Here is a 22,131-nt window from a genome sequence, read left to right as displayed (position 1 = left end):
CGCCGCGGGCCCGGCGGCGCGCACCCGTGTCCCCCGTTCGCGGTAACGTGAGGCCCCTATGAACGCCAAGCCCGACGTGCGGCTCCCCGCTGTGTCCGTGATCATGCCCGTCCTCGACGAGGAGCGGCATCTGCGCGGGGCCGTCCAAGCGATCCTCGCGCAGGAGTACGCCGGCGAGATGGAGGTCGTGATCGCCCTCGGTCCGTCCACGGACCGCACGGACGAGATCGCCGCCGAGCTGGTCCGTGACGACCCGCGCGTACACACCGTCCCCAACCCCACCGGCCGCACGCCCGCCGCGCTGAACGCGGCGATCAAGGCGTCCCGGCACCCGATCGTGGTCCGCGTCGACGGCCACGGCATGCTCTCGCCCAACTACATCGCGACAGCCGTCCGGCTCCTGGAGGAGACCGGCGCGCAGAACGTCGGCGGCATCATGCACGCCGAGGGCGAGAACGACTGGGAGCACGCGGTCGCCGCCGCGATGACCTCGAAGATCGGTGTCGGCAACGCGGCCTTCCACACCGGCGGCCAGGCCGGCCCGGCCGAGACGGTCTATCTGGGCGTCTTCCGCCGTGAGGCGCTGGAGCAACAGGGCGGCTACAACGAGGAGTTCATCCGGGCCCAGGACTGGGAGCTGAACTTCCGGATCCGCGAGGCGGGCGGACTCATCTGGTTCTCGCCGGAGCTGAAGGTGTCGTACCGGCCGCGGCCCTCCGTGCGCGCGCTGGCCAAGCAGTACAAGGACTACGGCCGCTGGCGGCACGTCGTCGCCCGCTACCACTCCGGCTCCATCAACCTGCGCTACCTCGCACCGCCGACGGCGGTGTGCGCGATAGCGGCCGGCCTCGTCGCCGGCGCGGCGCTGACCCCGTGGGGCCTCGTCATCCCGGGCGGCTACCTGGCCGCGATCGTCGCGGGCTCCGTCCCGGCCGGCAAGGGCCTGCCCCTCAAGGCCCGGCTGCAGATCCCGGTGGCCCTCGCCACCATGCACATGTCGTGGGGCTGGGGCTTCCTGACCAGCCCGAAGTCGCTGGCGAAGAGGGTCATCGCCTCCCGCCGGCCCGCGGTCCTGGACCCCGCCTGACGGACAGCCGAAGGGCCCCTCCCAGGAGGGGCCCTTCGTCATGTGCGGTTCCGGCCTACCACCGGTAGACGCTGTACACGTCCATGCACTTGGTGTCCGAGCCGTTGACGGCGTCGGCGTTGTCGGGCAGGTCGCCGGCCTTCGGCTTGGACTGCTTCGGGTACGACGCGCCGTTGCGCCAGTCCGCACCGACGACGACCGTGACCCCCGACACATCGGTCGACTTCTGCACCTGGCTCATCGGGATCCCCAGCGCCTTGGCCAAGACCTGGGCGTCCCCCTCCAGATCCGCGCTCGGATACCGCACCACCGTCTTGTCCTCGGCCAGGCTCCCCGAGGCGTCGGCCTGCGCCCGGGCGTAGCCCTTCTGCACGAGCACCTGGCCGATGGCGGACGCCCGCTGCGACACCGGGGCATCGGTGGAGGTCCGGGTGGCGTTCTGCACCAGCACCCCGAGCCGGGCCGGGTCGACCGACGGCTTCCTGGCCGGCTCGTCCTTGCCCGCGTCCTTCTTCGACCCCGGCTTCCCGCCGTTCTTGTCGAACGCCACGTCGTCCTGGAGCATCTGCCACATCTTGTCGGCGTTGGCCTCGTCCGGCACGACGTGGTTCCCGTTCTCCGGGTCCTTCCGGTTGGGCATGGTCACCGAGGTGATCCGGTCCGTCGGCACCGACTTCATCTGCATGCCGAGGTCGTAGAGCTTCTTGACGGTGCCGATCTCCTCCGACACCTTCAGCGACTTGGTGGCCGCCTCGGCCAGGTCCATCAGCCGGCCGGTGTCGGTGAAGACGTTCTGCTTCTTCAGCGTACGGATCATCGAGTTCAGGTACATGTGCTGGGCGCGGGCCCGCATCAGGTCGTCACCCCAGGCGTGCCGCGTGCGCAACCACTGGAGGGCCTGCTCGCCCTTCACGTTGGTCGTGCCCTTCCTGAGCTTCAGGCCGGAGCCGCCGGGCACGCTGGGCGTCGGGTGGTCCCAGACGTTCTGGTTCACACAGACGTCGACACCGCCGATGGCGTCCGCCATGCGCACCACACCCGAGAAGTCGATCGTCATCCAGTGGTCGATGTAGACCCCGGTGAGGTTCTCCCAGGTGAGCAGCGTGCAGCCGGCCCCGCCGCGGGACAGGGTGATGTTGATGATGTCGTTCGTCGGCGGATACACCTTGCCGGTATCGGGGTCCGTGCACTTGGGGATGTTCACCCGGGTGTCGCGCGGGATGCTGACCATGGCGGCGCTCTTGCGGTCCGCCGACAGGTGGATGAGCATCTGCACGTCGGCCAGCGGCGGGTCGCCGACGTGGTCCCTGCTGCCGCCGAGCTTCAGGTTCTCCTTGGAGTTCCGGCTGTCGGAGCCGATCAGCAGGATGTTCAGCGGGGTCTGGCCGGCCGCGTTCGGCGCGGTCCGGTGCGCCTTGGAGTCGTCGCCGTTGGCGCGCGCACCCTTCTGGATGTTGCCGTTGAGATGCTGGTAGTACAGGTATCCGGCGCCGGCGGTGCCGAGTATCACCACGGCCAGCACGGTCGCCGACCAGCGCAACGCCCGCCGTCTGCGCCGCCGCCGGTCGGTCTTCGGGCCCCCTGCCCGCCGTCCGCCACCGCGTCCGCCCGCGCGCCGGCCGGAACGCGTCGCCGCGTCCGAGGCCTTCGGCGTGAGGGACATCGTGTCCTCGACCGCCGGAGCTTCTCCGCGCACCTCGCTCTGCGCCAACTCCCTGCCCTCCCCACCCTTGCGCCAAGCAACGGGCCCGCCCCGCGTCCGGTTAGACGCACGACGGGCCCATTGGGTTACCTACGAGGCGCACTTCACCTTGTCTGCCGTGGACTTGTCGACGTCCGGCGCCTTCGCCGACGCCTTCAGGGGGACCCCCGCTCCCTTGAAGTCCTTGCCCAGGGTCAGCGTCATCGCCGGCAGCCCCTGGGAGTTGGTCACACTCTTGCCCGGTTTCAGCGCGGCCCCGGACAGGCCCATGATCGCGGCCAGCCGGCGGGCCTGTGCCGCCTGGCCGGGCGCGTACTCCAGCGTGGTCCTGGCCAGTTCGGCGGGCGCGTTGCCGGCGTTCTCCGACTTGGTCACACCCTGGTTGTTCTGCAGCCAGCTCAGCTCGGCCTGCGCGCTGCCGCCCGCGGCCCCGCCGTTGAGGATGCGCACCCGCACCTCGGAGGCCGGTGCCTTGGCGCCCTTGAGCCGGGCGGCCTGGGCGTCCTTCGCCGCCTTCTGCTTCTTCTTCACGTCGCTGAAGGAGACGTCGTTCTGGATGGCGTCGAAGACCGCGGGAGCCTTCGCCTCGTCCACGACCACGGTGGCCTTGACCTTCTCCGCCGGGTTGTCCTTGACCGGCACCGTCGTGAAGGTCAGGTTCTTCGGGTTCAGCTTGCCCAGTTCGAGACCGAGGTCCTTCAGCTTGCCGATGCTGTCCAGCTTGTCGTCCACGGTCAGTGCCTTGGTGCCCGCCTCGGCCAGTTTCAGCATCTTGGTCGGGCTGGTGAGCGTGGCGTTCCCCTTCAGCTTGCGCATCAGCGCGCCCAGGAACTGCTGCTGCAGCCCGATCCGGCTCAGGTCGCCGCCGAAGCCGACGGAGTGCCGGGTGCGCACGAACGCCAGCGCCTGCTCACCGGAGATCTTGTGCGTGCCCTTGGACAGCTTCAGGTGCGAGTCGGGGTCGTTGATGTCCTTGCCCAGGCACACGTCGACGCCGTCGACCGCCTCGGTCAGCGTCTTGACCGCGTTGAAGTCGGCGACCATGAAGTCGTCCGGCGTGATCCCGGTCAGTTCGGTCACCGTGCGCATGGTGCAGCTCGGCGTACGGTCGTCCTGTCCGAGGCTGGTGTTGAAGCGGACGCCCTGTGAGCCCGGGATGACCTTCTGGCTGCCGTCCTCCTGCGTGGTCGGGCAGTCCGGGACGTCCACGATCATGTCGCGCGGGATGCTCAGCGCGGTGGCGTTGGACCGGTCCTTGGAGAGGTGCAGCAGGATCGTGGTGTCGGCGTGCCCGACACTGCCCGCGTCGCCGTAGCCCTCGTTGCCCTTGCCGGTGCGCTTGTCGGTGCCGATCAGCAGGATGTTGATCGCCTCGTCCTTGCGGAAGCCGCCGGTGCTGGCACCGTCGTCGGACAGGGACGTGATGTTGTCGTTCAGGTGCTTGATGTACAGGTAGCCGGCGGCCGTGACGGCGACCAGCACGAAGGCCATGGACCCGCCGGTCCACAGCAGCACCTTTTTCGCCCGGGACTTCTTCTTCACCGGCCGCCGGGACGCACGCCGCCCCTGGGGCGCCTCCGGCTCGCCGCCCCGGCGCCGGGCCGAGCGCGGCTGCGGCACGTCCGCGCCGCGCGCCCGGGGGATCTGCCGGGACTGGCCGGCCGTCTGCCGGGTCTCCCCCGCCTGCCGGCTCCTCCCGGCCGCCTGCCGGGACTGCCCGGAGGTCTGCCGGGTCTCCCCGGAGGTCTGCCGGGTCTCCCCGGCCGTCTGCCGGGCACGCCCGCCCGCCGCACGAGCGCCGTCCCGGGAGGACGGTCTGCGCGGTCCGGGGACCGGCGGCTGCGCTGTGGAAGGGCTCAGTCGCAGTTCGTATTCGCCGGTGTTCGGATTGAGTACCCACTGGTCTGCGGGGTCGATGTTGTCCGCCCGCCCACGGCCTTGCGCGTCCACGGTTGTCCGAATCCTCCGTCGGGGCCACGCGGCGCCTTCCCCCTCCAAGGCGCTCGGGTCTCGGTGAAACAGTGCACGACCCCAGGTCGGACCTCGCGGCCAGGTGCACCGGATCGCTCACACTATCCGCCCAGTTCAGCGTTGAGCGACGCCGGTGACAAATTCGATGTGCCTACAACCGGGCAATCCCCCTCATTTTCTGAAGGGAAGTTCGTGTTACTTACCGTGCGCTTTACTCACAGGTGTGTTCGGCGGCGGTGTTCCCGCTGAACGTCGGGGCCGGAGAGGGCTCGTCCTTGCCGTCCCCATCTGTGTCGTTCCCCGGAACTTCCTGTGAATTCTCCTGGGTCACCGCCACCGGCTGGTCGGCCTGCAGCCGGGCGAACAGCTTCTCGGCCGCCGGCTCCACGAGTTGGTCGCGGTTGGCGTCGTAGACGTACGACTCCCTCGGAACCGTCAGGAACCGGACATGCTCGGTTGGGATGTCACGCAGCCCGCGCACCAACTGGTACAAGCCACGCAGACTTGCCAGTTCCGGATCGGTGGTCAGCGCGGAGGTCGCCGCGTCCAGCACCGGGTACAGCTTCACCGGGTTCAGCAGGACGTCGTTGCTCCGCACCTTGTTGACGAGCGCACCGAGGAACCGCTGCTGCCGCTCCATCCGCTCCGTGTCGCTGCCGTCGCCGAGCGACTTGCGGGCGCGCACGTACCCGAGCGCCTGCTCCCCGTCGAGCGTCACCTTCCCCGCGGGCAGCTTCAGCTTCGCCGCCTTGTCGTCGATGGGCTCCTTCAGGCAGACCTCGACGCCGTCGACGGCGTCCACCATCTCCTTGAACCCGCTGAAGTCCACGACCACGTGATGGTCGATGCGGATGCCCGTCAGCTTCTCGAAGGTCCGGATCGTGCACGCAGAACCGCCCACCTGGAAGGCGTGGTTGAACATCGTGAACACCGGGTCGCTGCGCCTGCCGTCCTCCTGCCGGCAGTCGGGGATGTCCACCATCAGGTCCCGGGGCAGCGAGACGGCGGTGGCGCTGCGCCGGTCGGCGGCCAGGTGGAGCAGGATCGCCGTGTCCGACCGCTCGCTGCCGAGGTCCTTGCCGTACTTGCGGTTGCCGTCGCCGGCCCGTGTGTCGGAGCCGATCAGCAGGATGTTCTGCGCGTCCCGCACCAGCGCGGTGGGCCGCTCCCGTTCGTACCGGGCGAGTTCGGCGGCAGCGGCGTCGTCGGCGGTGATGTTGGCGCTGAGCTTGGCGTAGACGGCCCAGCCGGCCCCGGCGGCCCCGACGAGGAGCCCGGCCGCCGCCAGCGCCGTACCTCCGGCCCACCGCCGACGCCGCCGGCGTATGAGCCCTTGCCCGGTGGCCGAGGAGCCGGCACCGGTTCTGGGGGAGTTGCCTGCGGTGTCGCGCACGTCAGGTCCACCCCTCCATGGCGTACGAGCGTCACGTCCTGCTCTTACGACGATGGCGGGGCGGGGGCCGGGCGGCGCCCTGTGTTGCTCCGTTCGGGTGAACGGCGGGGTGGTCCCACCGCCGCCGCAGGGGGAGGGCGGCGGGTACGTCCCGCCGCCGTCCGGGGTGAACCGTGAGGGTGGTTCTGCTGGCGGGGTGGGGGTGAATCGTGAGGGTGCTGGCGGGGTGAGCCTGCACCGTGACGGTCGTCCCGCTGCCGCCGTCGGCAGGAACCGGGAGGGCGGTTCTGCTGCTGCCGCCGCCGGGTGAGCCGTGAGGGTGGTTCTGCTGCCGCCGGGGGCGTGAGAGCCGGTCCTGTCGTCGTCGGGAGGGAGGGGCCGCCGGGGTCGGTCCTACCGCCGCACCGCGGTGACCCGCTCGCTCTCGATCCGCTTGGCCAGGCCCTCCTCGTCCAGCCGCTCCAGATGCCGGCACAGCACCACGGACCCGCCGACGGCCAGCGGAGAGAACAATCCCGCGCTCAGTCCCTCCCAGGTGTCGTACGGCAGTCCCGACAGCAGCCTCGACCCGGGCCCCGTCAGATCCAGCGAAGGTGCCTCCGCCGCCGCCTGCTCGACCACCTCCGCCGCGCTGAACTCCCGACCGGCGACGATCAGCGCCGGATCCTCGGCGTCCACGGGCGCGAACGGCATGAACCGGTCGCCCTGCCCCGGCACCTCCACGGCGTAGTCGGCGAACCCGGCCGGGGGCTGCGGGAAGCGCCCGCCCAACGGCCGCAGCGCCAGCGCCACTCGCTCGCCGGTGCAGGCGAGCGCGGCGTCGAGCGAGTCCGGCCCGCTGACGACGACGTCGGCCGCAGCCGGATCCCCGGCGACGTCCGCGACCGCACCCACCGAGGAACAGGCCAGCAGCCACACCGCCGTCTGCCAGTGCGCGGGCAGCAGCAGCGCCACCCGGTCGCCGGGTCCGACGGAGAGGTCGCCCTGCAACAGGTTGGCGGTCTTGGCCACCCAATTGGCGAAGGTGGCCACGGACAGTTCGACGCGTTCGCCCGTGGCGTCGTCGTAGAAGGTCACCAGTGGGCGGCCGGGGTCCGCGGCGAGCGCGGAAGTCAGCAGGTCGGCAGGGGTGCGATCGGTGGCGTTCACCCGGGACAGGGTACGCGCGGACGGGCGCGCGCACCGGGCGGTGAGGCCACCGGTTCGGCGGAACGGCACCCGACGGTCCGTCAGTTTCCCGATGGACAGATTTGTCTGACTATGTCCAAGATCATGCACATGCGTGGATTCCTGACTTCCTCCCATGGCGTCTCCCGACTCGGGGCGTGCTCGATCGGTGTCGCCTGCGCAGCGGTCGTCACGCTCATCCCGGTGGCGCCTGCGACTGCCGCAACGACCACGACGGCCGCGGCCGCCGGGCCTGTCACTGCCGCTGCCTCCACCACTTCCGCTTCCACCACTTCCGCTTCCGCCACTTCCGCTTCCGCCGCTTCCGCTGCCGCCGGTACCGCCGACCGGTCGACCGAGGCCGCGGCGGCGGGCAGCACCCGGTCGCTCCCGCTGGTCCCGCTGTCCCGGGAGCGCGTGGCCGGCGTGGCTCCGGAACAGGGGCTGTACCGCGCGGACCTCGACCGTTTCGAACTGGTCGGGGTGATCTGGGACGACCCGGACACCGAACTGCACGGACGGGTCCAGGTGCGCACCAGGTCGACCGCGACGGGGGAGTGGTCCGACTGGCAGGACGTCGAGACGCACAACGCCGACCACGGTGCCGACCCGGGCACGGCGGAACGCGCGTCGGGGCGCGTACGCGGGGCGACCGCGCCGCTGTGGGTGGGTGCATCGGACGGCGTGGACGTGCGGGTGCGGGCGGGGAGCGGGGACGGCACTGACGCGCAGGGCGCCTCGGACGGCGCGGGCGTCGCGGGCGGCCGGGCGAGCAAGGGCGACGGAGCGAGCAAGGGCGGCGCGGAGAGCAAGGGCGGCGCGAGAAGTTCGGCCGACGCGGACGGCGCGGGCGCCGGAGGCAGCGGTGCGGGAGGCGGCGGTGCGGGAGGCGGCGGTGCGGGAGCGCCGCGGTCCGCCCTGCCGTCGGGGTTGCGGGTGGAACTGGTGGACCCCGGGGCGGACACGAAGGAGACCGGCGACTCGAGTGAGGCGGAAAAGGCCGGCGCGCCGGGCACAACCGGCGTGACGGGCGCGACCGGTGCGGCGGGCGCAGCAGGGGCTGCGGGGTCGGCAGGGGCTGCGGGGGCTGCAGGTGCCGCGGGGGTGGCGGGGGTCGCGGCGGGGGAGGGGCCGGAGGACGTGCCGGCCGACGAGCCCCTCACCGCCCTGGACACGGAGGCCGCGATCGCCGCCTCGGCCGCCAACGCCGAGATCACCGCCTTCGGCACCACCGCCATCCCCGCACTGGGGCAGCGGGACACCGAGCTGGAACTGGCCCGCCTGGAGGGGGCCGCGCGGGTCAAGCCGTACATCGGGCCGCGTCCGCGGATCGTCACGCGCCGGGGCTGGAGGGCGGACGAGTCATTGCGAGAACGCGGGTTCGTCTACACCAAGAAGGTCAAGGCGGCCTTCGTCCACCACACGGCGTCGGGCAACAGATACACCTGCGCCCAGGCCCCCTCCGTCATCCGCAGTATCTACCGCTACCACGTCAAGAGCATGGGCTGGCGGGACATCGGCTACAACTTCCTCGTCGACAAGTGCGGAACCATCTACGAGGGCCGGGCCGGGGGAGTGGTGAAGGCGGTGCTCGGTGCGCACACCCTCGGCTTCAACACCAACAGCATGGGTATCGCCGTGATCGGCTCGTACGGCTCGACCAAGCCGTCGGGCGCCGCGGTGAAGGCCATCGCCCAACTCACCGCATGGAAGCTCGGACTCTTCGGTGCCGATCCGAAGGGAAAGACATATCTCACGTCGGGCGGTGGCAATCTCTACCCCAAGGGGAAGAACGTACGACTGAACGTGATCTCCGGCCATCGGGACGGGTTTGCCACCGAGTGCCCTGGAAAGCGGCTCTACGCCAAGTTGGGCACGGCTCGTACCACCGCGGCGCGCTATCAGGGGCGCTGAGGCCGGAGCCCGCGTGCACTGCCGTCGGGGGGACGGGTGGGGCGGCTCGGGGACGGGCGGTACCGGCCGACAGACCGGTCCGGGACGGTCGGGGGACCGATTCGGGACGGTCGCGGGACCGGCGCGGGGCGGTCGGGGGACCGGTCCGGGCGGTCGGCGGACCGGTGCGGGGCGGTCGGGGGAATCCGCACGCCGATCTCACGGGACACCGCGCGGCCATCGAAGGCGTCGTCGCACGGTCTGCATACACTGACCGGCCGAAACGAGAGTCAACGAGTAGTTCGGCCGGTCCCGGCAGGAAGCAGAGACGACAGGTGACAGAAGCGATCCTCCTGGTCGGCGGCAAAGGCACCCGGCTGCGGCCGCTCACGGTGCACACACCCAAGCCGATGGTCCAGGCGGCCGGGGTGCCGTTCCTCGCCCACCAGCTGGCGCGGGCGCGGGCGGCGGGCGTCGAGCACATCGTCCTCGCCACCAGCTATCTGGCCGAGGTCTTCGAGCCGTACTTCGGCGACGGCTCCGCGCTGGGCCTGCACCTGGAGTACGTGACGGAGGAAGAGCCCCTCGGCACGGGCGGCGCCATCCGCAACGTCGCCTCCCGCCTGCACTCCGGTCCCGACGACCCGGTGCTGATCTTCAACGGCGACATCCTGACGGGCCTGGACATCAGGGCCCTGGTCGACACTCACGAGTCCTCGGGCGCCGACGTCTCGCTCCACCTGACGAAGGTGACGGACCCGCGTGCCTACGGTCTCGTCCCCACCGACGAGACCGGCCGCGTCCTGGCCTTCCTGGAGAAGCCGCAGACGCCGGAGGAGATCGTCACCGACCAGATCAACGCGGGGGCGTACGTCTTCCGCCGCTCGGTCATCGACACCATCCCGGCGGGTCGCCCGGTCTCGGTCGAACGCGAGACGTTCCCGGGCCTGCTCGCGGCCGGAGCCCACCTGCAGGGCATGGTGGACTCCACCTACTGGCTGGACCTCGGCACCCCGGCCGCGTTCGTCCGCGGCTCCGCCGACCTGGTTCTCGGCCGCGCGCCTTCTCCGGCCGTCCCCGGCCGCTGCGGCGACCGCCTCGTCCTTCCCACGGCCACGGTGGCGCCGGACGCCAAGCTGACCGGCGGCACGGTGGTCGGCGAGGGCGCGTTCGTCGCGAAGGGTGCGCGCGTCTTCGGCTCGACCATCCTTCCCGGCGCCGTCATCGAACCCGGCGCCGTCATCACCGACTCCCTCATCGGCGCCGGCGCCCGCGTCGGCGAACGCTCCGTCCTCACCGGCACGGTCATCGGCGACGGCGCGATCGTGGGCGCCGACAACGAGCTGCGCGAGGGCGTACGCGTGTGGTGCGACGCCCGCATCCCGGCGGGGGCGGTGCGGTTCTCCTCCGACCAGTAAGAAGACGCGTTCCCACCCCACCCACGGGCGCTGCGCCCCCGAACCCCCGGTCCACGGGGCAAGGCCCCCAGCGCCCCCGGCCACGGGGCAAGGCCCCCAGCGCCCCCGGCCACGGGGCAAGGCCCCCAGCCCCCGGCCACGGGGCAAGGCCCCCAGCCCCCGGCCACGGGGCAGGGCTCCTGACCTTCGGGCTGCGGGGTAGGGGCTGCTCGGCCGATGCCGTCCGCGGGCGGCGCGGGCTGGTCGCGCAGTTCCCCGCGCCCCTGGGGAGTTGCAGTGCCGTCGCCTTCGCAGTCCCCCAACCGCTGTGGGCAGGGCTCCGGACCTCCAAGCTGTGGGGTAGAGGGAGGGGGCTGCTCGGCCGATGCCGTCCGCGGGTCGGCGCGGGCTGCTCGCGCAGTTCCCCGCGCCCCTGGGGAGTTGCAGTGCCGTCGCCTTCGCAGTCCCCGACCCGCTGCGGGCAGGGCTCCGGACCTCCGGGCTGCGGGGTAGGGGGAGAGCTGCAGTGCCGTCGCCTTCGCAGTCCCCCGACCCGTTGCGGGCAGTCGTGCCGCTGGGGCGGCACGGGTGGGCGCAGCGGCACCCCGCCGGCGCGGGCAAGCCTCCCACCGCCGTCCCGCCGCCGCACCCTGCGCCCTGCCGACGCCGGTTGGGGCCCCAACCCGTCGTCCCGCCGCCGCACCCTGAACCCTGCCAACACAGGTCGGCGTCCCCCGTGGCCCCGCCGCCACACCCTGAACCCTGCCGACGCGAGTAAGTGGTGGCCCCCGTCGCCCCGGCCGCCGCACCCCACCCTGCCGGCGCCGACAAGCGGCCCCCCATCCGGCTGCGGCTGGGCGCGCCCTCAGAGCAACCCGATGTCCACGCGCCGCATCTTCGGCGCCCGGCGCCCCGGCACGTGCCCGCTCAGCAAGATCAACCGAGCCGCCCGATGCCGCTGCCCGGCATACGGCTCCAGCAAGCGCAGCATCTCCGCGTCGTCGGCATCCCGGTCCCCCGCCAACGCCCACCCCACGATCCCGGGGAGGTGCAGATCCCCCACCGTCACCTCGTCCGCCGCCCCATGGCTCCGCTGCACGACCTCCGCCGACGTCCACGGCCCCACCCCCGGCACGACCTCCAACCGCGCCCGAGCCTCGACCGCCGGCATTCCCACCGCCTGCTCCAGCCGCGCAGCGACCCGCACGGCGCGCAGAATCGTGGACGCCCGCTTGTCGTCGACCCCGGCGCGGTGCCACTCCCAGGAGGGGATCAGCGCCCAGGTCCGCGGCTCCGGCATCACCCACATCGGCCGTTCGCCGAGCCCCGCGGGCCCTGGCGCTCGCTCCCCGAACCTCCGCACGAGCAGCCGCCATGCCCGGTACGCCTCGTCGGCGGTGACCTTCTGCTCCAGCACCGACGGGATCAGCGACTCCAGCACCAGCCCGGTCCGCGTCAGCCGCAGTCCCGGCCGCCGGTGCCACGCGAGCGCCACCACCCGGTGCCGAGGTACGAACGCCTCGGGGTCGTCGGCGGCACCGAGCAGGTCCGGCAACCGCTCCAGCAGCCACTCGGCCCCGGGCCCCCACGCCTCGCCGACCACCTCACCGCCGTACGCGCGCACCCGCAGCGTGGCCGGCCCGACGGGCGTACGGCACGCGCGCCACACGGACCCGTCCGCCGTGGCCCGGAACGTCGGGTCCCCGGGCCCGCGCCGGAGCGGTCCGAGGACCAGCCCGAGGTCGAGCGGCCCGTCCGGCACCCACCGCCGTACCCGCGCGGGGGTTGCCGCCTGCCGCGGTATCCCGGCACCGCCCGCCGTGGGTACGGCGACATGCCCGCCGCGCACGGTCGTACGCGTGGGCCGCTGGGGGAAGCGTCCTGCCACGGATGAGTCCTAGGGGTTCCGGTGCCGTCCTACGAGACTAGGCGGTCATCGCGACCAAGTATCCGAAAGAAGCGGACGAAGCCCGCCACCGCCCGGCACCGCCCGCAATCACCCGGTCCTGTCGGCGCCGCTCTGCCGCCACCCGCGGTACCGCCCGCAACCGCCCGGGGCTCCGTCGGCACCGCCCCCCACCACCCGGCACCGCCCGCCCCTGTCGGCGCCACCCCTCACCGCACCTCCACGAACGCCCCCGCGTCCCGTCCCGGTCTCGGTCTCGGGGCCTCCGCCGGGCGGCCGACCGCCACCGCGCCCATGGGATCCCAGTCCGCCGGCAGTTCCAGCACCTCGCGCACCACGTCCCGGCAGAACATCGTGGACGACACCCATGCCGAGCCCAGCCGCTCGCCGGCCAGCGCGACCAGCAGATTCTGTACGCCCGCGCCCATCGCGACCACGAACATCTCCCGCTCGGCGCCGTCCCGCCGGGCGTCCCCGTAGGTGTGCGAGCCGTCCATGACGAGGCAGGGCACGATCAGGTAGGGCGCGTTGCGCAGGACGTCACCGCGGCGGATCCGCTTCGCGACGGACTCCTCGGTCTTGCCGTCCCGGCGCAGGTCGGCGATCCATGCGTCGCGCATCGCGTCCAGCAGCCGCACCCGCGACTCCTGCGACTCCAGAAGGACGAACCGCCACGGTGTGGTGTGGTGCGGGGCGGGCGCGGTCACCGCGGCCGCCACCGCCCGGCGGACGGCGCCGGGGTCCACCGGGTCGTCGGTGAACGCCCGTACGGTACGGCGCTGGGTCACCGCCTCCCGGACCGCCTCGGAGGTGCCGAGCCGGAACATGTCGTCGGCCGCGTTGCGCACCAGCGCCCGCGCGCCCTCGCCGTCCCCCTCTTCCCCGCCGTCCCGTAGGCCCCCGCGGTACCCCTCGCCCCCGACGGCCCGTTCGTCCCCGTCGTTCCCGGGGTCCCGTCGGTCCCCGCCGTGCCGGTCGCCCCCGGCGTTTGCGTGGTCCGCGCCGTTCGTCCCGTGCACCACGTGGGGGAGTCCGCGCACCACAGCCACCGGGCGGCCCGCCGCCTTGCCCTTGACCAGGTCGCCCGCCGCGGCCAGCTCGTCCGCGGTGGCGACGACGGTGGCGCTGAGCGGGTTGCCGTACGCGTCCGTGCGCCCGCGCAGATCGTCCAGCACGCGCACCCCGGCGGCGCCGATCGCCACGTCCGTGAGTCCCGCGCGCCAGGGTCGCCCGAAGGTGTCGGTGACGACGACACCGACGTTGACACCGAGGGCGGCCCGCAGGCCGGCGCGGATCGCGCGGGCGGACGCGTCCGGGTCCTCGGGCAGCAACAGCACGGTCCCGGCAGGGGTGTTGGAGGCGTCCACGCCGGCCGCCGCCATGACCAGGCCCTGGCGGTTCTCGACGATGCGGAGCGTGCCGCGGCGGGCCACGACCCGGACCGTCTCGGCGTCGATCGCGGCCTCGCGGTCGGTCGCCCGGACGATCCGGCCCTCGGCCTTGGACACGATCTTGGAGGTGACGAGCAGCACGTCCCCGTCGGCCAGGCCCGGCTCGGCGGCGGCGATCAGCTTGGCGAGGTCGTCGCCCGGCTGCACCTCGGGGATGCCCGACAGGGCCCAGACCGTGTACTGCGGGCGCTCCTCGCTCATGCTCCCCGCACCTCCTCGGCCAGGGCCAGTGCCTCCCGCACCATCCGGGCGGTCGCGTCCAGGTCCGTCATCATCAGCGGCAGGGCCCGGCAGCGGATGCCGTCCGCCTCGATGCGCTCGACCGCGCCGGCGTCCACCGTGTCCACCAGCCAGCCGTCCAGCAGTCCGGAGCCGTAGTGCTCGGCGACCGCGGCGGCCGTGGACTCCACGCCGACCGCCTCGAGCACCTTGTCGGCCATCCCGCGCACGGGCGCGTCCCCGACGATCGGGGACAGGCCGATCACCGGCACACCCGCGTCGGCGACGGCCTCGCGGATGCCGGGGACGGCGAGGATCGTGCCGATGGACACGACCGGGTTGGACGGCGGGAAGAGGATCACGTCCGCCGCGGCGATGGCCTCCAGGACGCCCGGGGCCGGCTTGGCCTGTTCGGCGCCGACCGGGACGACCGCGAGGGCCGGGACGGAGGCGCGCAGCCTCACCCAGTACTCCTGGAAGTGGATCGCCCTGCGCTCGCCGTCGATCTCGACGGCCACGTGCGTCTCGACGCGGTCGTCGGTCATCGGGATCAGCTTCACGCCCGGCTTCCAGCGGTCGCACAGCGCCTCGGTGACCGCGCTCAGCGGATAACCGGCGCCGAGCATCTGCGTCCGCACGATGTGCGTGGCGAAGTCCCGGTCGCCGAGCCCGAACCACTCCGGCCCCACCCCGTAGGCGGCCAGCTCCTCCTTCAGGCGGAAGGTCTCGTCGGCGCGCCCCCAGCCCTGCTCCTCGTTGATGCCGCCGCCCAGCGTGTACATGACCGTGTCCAGGTCCGGGCAGACCTTCAGCCCGAAGAGATGGATGTCGTCGCCGGTGTTGCCGATGACCGTGACGTCCGCGTCCGGCACGGCCCGCTTCAGACCGCGCAGGAAACGGGCACCGCCGATGCCGCCTGCCAGAACCACAATGCGCATGGCCCAAGTCTTGCAGGCGGGTCCGACAATGCGTCAGGCAGTCACCCGACGCGCCTCGCAGCGCGCAGAGGTGTGCATGGGCATCTCGGTCAGGCCGGGGTGGTACACGTGCAGGCTGACCGCCGGCTCCAGGGCGTCGTTGCCGACCTCGTGGACGTATCCCGGCGCGAACACCCGCTGCGCGCCCGCTGCCAGCGTGCGCGTGCCGCGCTCCGTGTGCTCCGTGAGCGTGCCCTCCAGAACGGTGAGGACCCCGGAGGAACGGCCGTGGTCGTGCCGCCCGCTGCCCTGCCCGGGCACCCAGGACAGCAGCCACACCTCGTAGCCCGGCCCGGTGCGCAGCCGGTGGTACCAGCGGGTGGTGGCGTCGTAGCGGACGAGGTGGGCCCACTGGGAGCGGTCGGCGGCGATCGTGCGGGCGAGGCCCACGAACTCGGCCACGGTGGCCGGGTGCTCGCGCGGCGGCTGGAGCAGGTGCGGGACTTCGAGGATGTCGCCGGCGATCTGGAGGTCGTTGTCGCTGTTCATCGGGGTGCGGTGGTCCTCGGCGGGAGAGGTGGGGGGCTGGAGCTGGGAGGCGCGTGCGGTCCGCCCGGGTCACGGGCGGGCGGGGTGCCCTGGTGAGGGATCACTGAGGGGGAGACGCGACCGAGCCGGTACGGACTCGGGAACAGCCGGAGCGGGCTTGGCTCAACAGCTGGAACAGCAACAACAGCTACAGCGCGCGCGGGCAGCACCGTGGGACCCGGCGGTGCGGGTCGAGGTGAGTGCCAAGTTCGCGAGCATGCCCACTAGAACACCGGCTCACACCCGCACTGTCAACTCGGTGCCCGGTGAGTGGGACATGTTTCACCTCATCCGGTTCCTCTGTCAGGTGAAAGGTTTGTTCACCTGGATGCCGGGACACATGGGGCACATCCGAGCGCTCGGGCCTCGCGGAACGCGATCGAACACAGAGGCGTCTTTCCCCGTACAGAGATCTGTACGGGGTTCGACCGCCCCGCGCGGGCCCGGCTGCGTGTCGAGGTTTATGGCGATTTGAACACTTTCCGCACGGCCTTGGTTCCGCAGAGTGAATAACGGGCTCAATAGCAGATCTCGGCTTGACTCGCCCGGAGCAGCACACTTGTAATTTCACTCGTGTCGTTCAGCCGGCATCGGTGACGGCTACGCACGGGGACGTGAAAGACAGACGAGGGGCGCACATGACCGAGCTGGTGCAGCAACTGCTGGTCGACGACGCGGACGAGGAACTCGGCTGGCAGGAGCGCGCGCTGTGCGCCCAGACCGACCCCGAGTCCTTCTTCCCCGAGAAGGGCGGCTCCACCAGAGAGGCCAAGAAGGTCTGCCTCGCCTGCGAGGTCCGCTCCGAGTGCCTCGAGTACGCCCTCGCCAACGACGAGCGCTTCGGCATCTGGGGCGGCCTGTCCGAGCGCGAACGCCGCAGGCTCAAGAAGGCCGCCATCTGAAACGACCGCACCGGCCGCCCGCACCGCGACCACGCGCGCGTCCACACGAAAACGTCACGAACGGCCCGTCACCCGTGGGTTATCCACAGGCGGCGGGCCGTCGTCATGGCCAGCCGATAGTGTGGGCGCTCGTCCGAGACGCCCAGCTGTCCCCTCGACGCGCCCGACGCACGAGGGAACACAGGCGTCCACCGCAGTCCATCGAACCGGGGCCCGTACCTCGATGTCCGTGCACAGCCATACGGCGGCCCAGCACAGCGCTGCCACACCTGAGTTCCCGCGCCATGTGGTGACCGCGGTCCTCGTCTCCCACGACGGCGCCCGCTGGCTGCCCGACGCGCTCGCCGGGCTGCTCGGCCAGGAGCGCCCCGTCCAGTACGCGGTGGCCGCCGACACCGGCAGCGCGGACGACTCCGCCCAGCTGCTCACCGACGCCCTCGGCGACGCGGGCGTGCTGCACCTCGCCCGGCGCACCGGCTTCGGCCAGGCCGTGGAGGAGGCGAGCCGCACCGCGCCCGTCCTCACCCCGGACGACCTGCCGTACCTCAAGCGCCCCAGCGGCTGGGACCCCGTCTCGCGCACCTGGCGCGACGACGCGTACGACCTGCCCGAACTGCCGCACGGTGAGCCCGTCCAGTGGCTCTGGCTGCTGCACGACGACTGCGCCCCCGAACCCGACGCCCTCGCCCAGCTGCTCCGGGTCGTCGACAACGAACTCGAACTCGGCCGTGACGACGTCGCGGTCGTCGGCCCCAAGCTGCGCGGCTGGTACGACCGCCGGCAGCTGCTGGAGGTCGGCGTCTCCATCGCCAACTCCGGCCGCCGCTGGACCGGCCTGGACCGCCGCGAACAGGACCAGGGCCAGCACGACCACGTCCGCACCGTGCTGTCCGTCTCCACCGCCGGCATGCTCATCCGCCGCGACGTCTTCGAACAGCTCGGCGGCTTCGACCGCCGGCTGCCCCTGATGCGCGACGACGTCGACCTGTGCTGGCGCGCCCACACGGCCGGCCACCGCGTCCTGATCGCCCCCGAGGCCGTCGTCCGGCACGCCGAGGCAGCCTCCCGCGAGCGCCGCACGGTCGACTGCGCGGGCCGCACCACCGCCTCCCCGCACAAGGTCGACAAGGCCGGCGCCGTCTACACCCTGCTCGTCAACACGCGTGGCGCAGCGCTGCCCTGGGTGCTGCTGCGACTCGTCCTCGGCACCGTCCTGCGCACCCTCGCCTACCTCGTCGGCAAGGTCCCCGGCCAGGCCGTCGACGAGATCCGCGGCCTGCTCAGCACCCTGCTGCGGCCCGAGCGGATCTTCGCCGCCCGGCGCCGCCGCGGCCCCGCCCGGATCGACAAGGGCGAACTGCGCCAGCTGTTCCCACCGCCCGGCGCCACCGTCCGGGCCACCGTCGAACAGTTCGCCGGCAACTTCACCAGCGGCAGCGACACCGACACCTCCTCGGCCGGCCGGCACGGCGGCGCCGTGGAGTCCGGGCCCGGCGGCGACGACGCCGACTTCCTGGAGGTCGAGCAGTTCGCCCGGCTCAAGCGGATCGCCCGCAAACCCGGACCGGTGCTCTTCCTCGCCCTGCTGCTCATCTCGCTCGTCGCCTGCCGCGCCCTGCTCGGCGGCGGCGCCCTCGCCGGCGGCGCCCTGCTGCCCGCCCCGGCCGGCGCCGGCGACCTGTGGTCCCGCTACCTGGACGCCTGGCATTCCGTCGGCGCCGGCGGCACCCCGGCCGCTCCGCCCTACCTGGCGATCGTCGCGGCCCTCGCCTCGGTCCTGTTCGGCTCCACCGGTCTCGCCGTCACCGTCCTGCTGGTCGGCTCGGTGCCACTCGCCGGCTTCACCGCCTACTTCGCCTCCCGGCCCCTGGTCACCTCCCGGCTGCTGCGCGCGTGGGCGGCCGTCGTCTACGCCTTCCTGCCCGCCACCACCGGCGCCCTGGCCGGCGGCCGCATCGGCACCGCCGTCCTCGCCGTCCTGCTGCCGCTCATCGCCCGCGCGGGCATCGCCGCGAGCGGCCTCGCACAGCGCACCGGCGCCCGCGGCAGCTGGCGCGCCACGTGGGCATACGCACTGCTGCTGACGATCGCCACCGCCTTCACGCCGATCATCTGGCCCATCGCGCTGCTGCTCGGCCTCGGCGTGCTCGTGCTGCGCCGCGGCGACCTCGTCGCCCACGGCCTGCGCTTCCTCGCCCAGCTCGCCACCCCGCTGCTGATGCTCGCCCCCTGGTCGCTGACCCTCCTGCCGACCGGCTTCTTCCAGGAGGCCGGCCTGGAGTACGGCCCCTCGGCCGCCTCCGCGCTCGACCTGCTCGGCGCCGCGCCCGGCGGTCCCGGGACCATGCACGGCCTGATGCTCATCGGCATCGTGCTCGCCGCGCTCGCCGCACTCCTGCGCTCGCAGCGGCAGCTCGGCATCCGCACCGCCTGGGCCGTCGCCCTGGTGGGCTTCGTCTTCGCCGTCCTGTCCAACAAGTCCGTGTGGGCGGGACCGGCCACCCTCGTCCACGGCATCGCCCTGCTGGCCGCCGCCGCGCTCGGCGCCGACGGTGCACGCGCGCGCGTGGCCGAGCAGAGTTTCGGCTGGCGCCAGCCCGTCGCCGCCCTGATCGCCCTCGCCGCGGCCGCCGGCCCGCTGCTCGTCGCCGCCGGCTGGATGCTCCGCGGCGCCGACGGCCCCCTGGAGCGCCGCGACCCGGCCCAGGTGCCCGCGTTCGTCGCCGAGGACTCCACCGGCGGCGACCAGGCCCGCACCCTGGTCCTCGACAGCGACTCCACCGCGCGCGTGCGCTACTCCCTGGTCCGCGGCTCCGGCGCCCGCATGGGGGACGCCGAACTCGCCGTCGCCGGCGGCGACAACACCCGCCTGGGCCAGGTCGTCGCCCACCTCGTCGCAGGCTCCGGCGCCGACCAGGCGGGCGAACTCGGCGGCTTCGCCGTCCGCTACGTCCTCGTCCACAAGGGCGCCCCCCGCGACATCACCCGCATCCTCGACGCCACCCCGGGCCTGAGCCGGCTCAGCCAGCAGCACGGCAGCGCCCTGTGGCGCGTCGACCAGGAGGTGTCCCGCGCTGCCCTCGTGCCCGCCTCCGGCTCGGGCAAGGCCCAGCCGGTGGCCGCGGGCCCGGTGGAGATCCACACGACGATCCCGTCCGGCCAGGGCAGCCGTGTCCTGCGCCTCGCCGACACCGCCGCCGACGGCTGGACGGCCACCCTGGACGGCAAGCCGCTCACCCGCACCACGGTCGACGGCTGGGCCCAGGGCTTCCAACTGCCCCCGTCCGGCGGCAGGCTGGACGTCACCTACGACACCCCCCTCGCCCACACCGCGTGGCTCTGGGCACAGGGCGCGCTCGCCGTCGTCCTGGTCGTCCTCGCCCTGCCCGGCCGTCGCCGCGACGTCGACGACGACCTCCCCGAGGAGCAGGCCGTGCCCGCCCAGGCCACCGCCGGCGAAGGCCGCCGCGCCCGCCGCCTGCGCGCCCAGGCCGAGGAAGCGGCCGCCGAGGACCGGCCCGGCACCCCACCGCTTCCGGAGCAGCCCCCGGCCGCCGTACCGCAGCAGCAGTCGTACGACATGGGCGTTCCCCCGGCCGAGCGAAACCCGGACTGGGATCCGGCCACCTACGCGCAGGCCGGGTACGGCGGCTACGGCACGGACCCGTACCAGGCCGCGCCGGCCGGCTACGACCAGCACACGTACCAGCAGCCCGACCCCTACCAGACGGCCCAGTACGACCCGTACGCCTACAGCGGCACCGCCGACCAGATGCCCTATGACCCGGCGGCGTACCAGCAACAGGGCTACGACCCGGCGTACGACCCCGCCCCCCAGGGCTACGACCCGGCCCAGCACCCCCACGGCACCGGCAGTGAGCGCCCCGACGGGAGCCAGCAGTGAACCGCACCACCCTGTCCCTGATCGCCGGCACCACCGCGCTGGCCGCCGTCACCGCGTTCGCCGCGTTCGACACACCGTCCGCGTCCGGCGCCGCCGCACCCCGGGCGGCCGCCCAGCTGCCCGTCGAGCGCACCAGCCTGCTCTGCCCGGCGCCGAGCACCTCGGACATCGCCGACACCTCGTACACGTCGTTCACGCCCGTCACCAAGGGCGCCGCGAACAGCGGCAAGGCCCAACTGCGGGCGGCCGCCGGGAAGTCGGCGGAGGGCACCGGCCAGAAGGACGGCGGAGCCAAGGGCGAGAAGGGCAGGAAGAAGACCGAACAGCCGGTACTGACCCCGAAGGCACCGGGCACGCCGGCCACCGGTGACATCTCCGGTGGCGAGGCCCCCGCCCTCGTCGGCACCGCGGACGGCAGGTTCGCGCCCGGCTGGACCGTCCAGGAGACGACCGAGGTCGCCGCCGGCACCGGCCGCGGCCTCCAGGGCGTCAACTGCTCCGGCGCGGACACCGAGTTCTGGTTTCCGGGCGCCGGCACGGCCACCGGCCGAACCGACTACGTCCACCTGACCAACCCCGACGACTCCGCCGCCGTCGTCGACATCGAGCTGTACGGCAAGGACGGCGCCATCAAGTCCTCGCTGGGCGAGAGCCTGACCGTCGAGCCGCACGCGAGCGAGCCGGTCCTGCTCTCCACGCTCACCGACGAGCGGCAGGCCGACCTGACCGTCCACGTCAGCGTGCGCAGCGGGCGGGTCGGTGCGGCCGTGCAGGCCCTGGACGACAAGACGGGCGGCGACTGGCTGGCCGCTGCCGCCGACCCGGCCGGCAGTCTGGTCCTGCCCGGCATCCCGAAGGACGCCACCGACGTCCGCCTGATCGCCTTCACGCACGCCGGCGACGATGCCGACCTGAGGATCCGCCTGGCCTCGCCCGACGGTCTGATCACCCCGGCCGGCAACGAGACGCTCCACGTCAAGTCCGGTATGACCGCGGCGGTCGACCTCGGCGACGTCACCCGCGGCGAAGCCGGCTCCCTCGTCCTCACCCCCAGCGACCGGTCGGTCCCGGTCGTCGCGGCTCTCAGGGTCGTCCGGGGCAAGGGCGACAAGCAGGAAACCGCGTTCATCCCGGCCACCACCGCCGTCGGCACGCGCGCGACGGCGGCCGACAACAGCGCGAAGGGCTCGACCCTCGCCCTGACGGCCCCCACCGCCACCGCCACGGTCAAGGTCACCGCGTCGGCGGGCAGCGAAGGCGGAAGCCCGGTGACGAAGACCTACACGATCAAGTCCGGCACGACCCAGAACGTCGCCGCGCCGGTCCCCTCGGGCCTGAAGGGCACCTACGCCCTCACCGTGGAACCCGTCTCCGGCGGCCCCGTCTACGCCTCCCGCACCCTCGCCACCACCGAGGGCGCCATCCCCGCCTTCACCATCCAGACCCTCCCGAACGACCACGCCGTGGTGGCGGTACCGACGACGGACGAGGACTTGTCCATCCTGCAGAAGTAGGGCACCGAACACCTGCTGAAGAAGGACACCGATCACGGGAGACCGTCGGCGGTCCCGCGACGCCTCACCGGGTGCGGGCCCGTCGTGGCCGCTCACGCGGTGCCTCGCGCCCCTTCGGGG

At 72.9% G+C, this 22,131-nt stretch carries 15 protein-coding genes; 6 read left to right on the top strand and 9 right to left on the bottom strand.

The annotated features are described in order from the left end of the window. The first annotated feature begins 58 nt into the window (after positions 1 to 58). Positions 59 to 1,087, top strand: a complete 1,029-nt coding sequence (locus ACZ4SF_RS35280) for a glycosyltransferase family 2 protein (protein ID WP_468392661.1) — start codon at positions 59 to 61, stop codon at positions 1,085 to 1,087. 55 nt (positions 1,088 to 1,142) lie between these two features. Here the strand turns inward: ACZ4SF_RS35280 and ACZ4SF_RS35275 are convergent, their stop codons facing one another. The 5 genes from ACZ4SF_RS35275 to ACZ4SF_RS35255 all read right to left on the bottom strand — a co-directional run bounded on the left by ACZ4SF_RS35275 (position 1,143) and on the right by ACZ4SF_RS35255 (position 7,700). After that, a complete protein-coding gene (locus tag ACZ4SF_RS35275; RefSeq protein WP_468392780.1) occupies positions 1,143 to 2,750 on the bottom strand; it encodes an LCP family protein in 1,608 nt (535 codons plus the stop codon). 129 nt (positions 2,751 to 2,879) lie between these two features. After that, positions 2,880 to 4,739, bottom strand: coding sequence for an LCP family protein (locus ACZ4SF_RS35270; RefSeq protein ID WP_468392659.1), 1,860 nt, complete (start codon positions 4,737 to 4,739; stop codon positions 2,880 to 2,882). A 232-nt stretch (positions 4,740 to 4,971) separates the two neighbouring features. Then, on the bottom strand, positions 4,972 to 6,153 hold the full coding sequence (locus tag ACZ4SF_RS35265; protein WP_468392657.1) for an LCP family protein: 1,182 nt from the start codon (positions 6,151 to 6,153) through the stop codon (positions 4,972 to 4,974). Between the two features lie 393 nt (positions 6,154 to 6,546). After that, positions 6,547 to 7,302 (bottom strand): TIGR03089 family protein, encoded by a 756-nt coding sequence (locus tag ACZ4SF_RS35260; protein ID WP_468392655.1) that lies wholly within the window; start codon positions 7,300 to 7,302, stop codon positions 6,547 to 6,549. An 80-nt stretch (positions 7,303 to 7,382) separates the two neighbouring features. Further along, the gene (locus ACZ4SF_RS35255) at positions 7,383 to 7,700 is read right to left on the bottom strand and encodes a hypothetical protein (RefSeq protein ID WP_468392653.1); all 318 of its coding nucleotides are present in this window, start codon (positions 7,698 to 7,700) and stop codon (positions 7,383 to 7,385) included. Positions 7,701 to 7,746: 46 nt separating this feature from the next. Here ACZ4SF_RS35255 and ACZ4SF_RS35250 point away from each other — a divergent pair, with 46 nt between their 5' ends. Together ACZ4SF_RS35250 and manB are read left to right on the top strand one after the other, a co-directional pair. Further along, positions 7,747 to 9,234, top strand: a complete 1,488-nt coding sequence (locus ACZ4SF_RS35250) for a peptidoglycan recognition protein family protein (RefSeq protein ID WP_468392651.1) — start codon at positions 7,747 to 7,749, stop codon at positions 9,232 to 9,234. Between the two features lie 314 nt (positions 9,235 to 9,548). Continuing rightward, on the top strand, positions 9,549 to 10,631 hold the full coding sequence (manB, locus tag ACZ4SF_RS35245; protein ID WP_468392649.1) for a mannose-1-phosphate guanylyltransferase: 1,083 nt from the start codon (positions 9,549 to 9,551) through the stop codon (positions 10,629 to 10,631). An 844-nt stretch (positions 10,632 to 11,475) separates the two neighbouring features. On the opposite strand, the gene ACZ4SF_RS35240 is transcribed toward manB, so the two are convergent. The 4 genes from ACZ4SF_RS35240 to ACZ4SF_RS35225 all read right to left on the bottom strand — a co-directional run bounded on the left by ACZ4SF_RS35240 (position 11,476) and on the right by ACZ4SF_RS35225 (position 15,652). Further along, positions 11,476 to 12,498, bottom strand: a complete 1,023-nt coding sequence (locus ACZ4SF_RS35240) for a DNA-3-methyladenine glycosylase family protein (RefSeq protein WP_468392647.1) — start codon at positions 12,496 to 12,498, stop codon at positions 11,476 to 11,478. 227 nt (positions 12,499 to 12,725) lie between these two features. Beyond that, entirely contained in the window at positions 12,726 to 14,168 is a 1,443-nt protein-coding gene (locus tag ACZ4SF_RS35235; RefSeq protein WP_468392645.1) for a coenzyme F420-0:L-glutamate ligase, read from the bottom strand. Beyond that, entirely contained in the window at positions 14,165 to 15,124 is a 960-nt protein-coding gene (gene cofD / locus ACZ4SF_RS35230) for a 2-phospho-L-lactate transferase (protein ID WP_468392643.1), read from the bottom strand. Before cofD ends, ACZ4SF_RS35235 begins: the two co-directional genes overlap by 4 nt. A gap of 33 nt (positions 15,125 to 15,157) precedes the next feature. Then, entirely contained in the window at positions 15,158 to 15,652 is a 495-nt protein-coding gene (locus ACZ4SF_RS35225; protein WP_468392641.1) for a cysteine dioxygenase, read from the bottom strand. Positions 15,653 to 16,329: 677 nt separating this feature from the next. On the opposite strand from ACZ4SF_RS35225, the gene ACZ4SF_RS35220 reads away from it, so the two are divergent. From ACZ4SF_RS35220 to ACZ4SF_RS35210, 3 genes are all read left to right on the top strand, one after another. Further along, positions 16,330 to 16,593, top strand: coding sequence for a WhiB family transcriptional regulator (locus ACZ4SF_RS35220; RefSeq protein WP_010986447.1), 264 nt, complete (start codon positions 16,330 to 16,332; stop codon positions 16,591 to 16,593). Between the two features lie 223 nt (positions 16,594 to 16,816). Next, positions 16,817 to 20,497 (top strand): glycosyltransferase, encoded by a 3,681-nt coding sequence (locus tag ACZ4SF_RS35215; protein ID WP_468392640.1) that lies wholly within the window; start codon positions 16,817 to 16,819, stop codon positions 20,495 to 20,497. Further along, positions 20,494 to 22,011 (top strand): DUF5719 family protein, encoded by a 1,518-nt coding sequence (locus ACZ4SF_RS35210; RefSeq protein ID WP_468392638.1) that lies wholly within the window; start codon positions 20,494 to 20,496, stop codon positions 22,009 to 22,011. Before ACZ4SF_RS35215 ends, ACZ4SF_RS35210 begins: the two co-directional genes overlap by 4 nt. Positions 22,012 to 22,131 lie beyond the last annotated feature (120 nt).

It is taken from the genome of Streptomyces sp. NPDC027663 (assembly GCF_055566415.1).
This window is presented reverse-complemented; position numbering and strand designations above follow the sequence as displayed.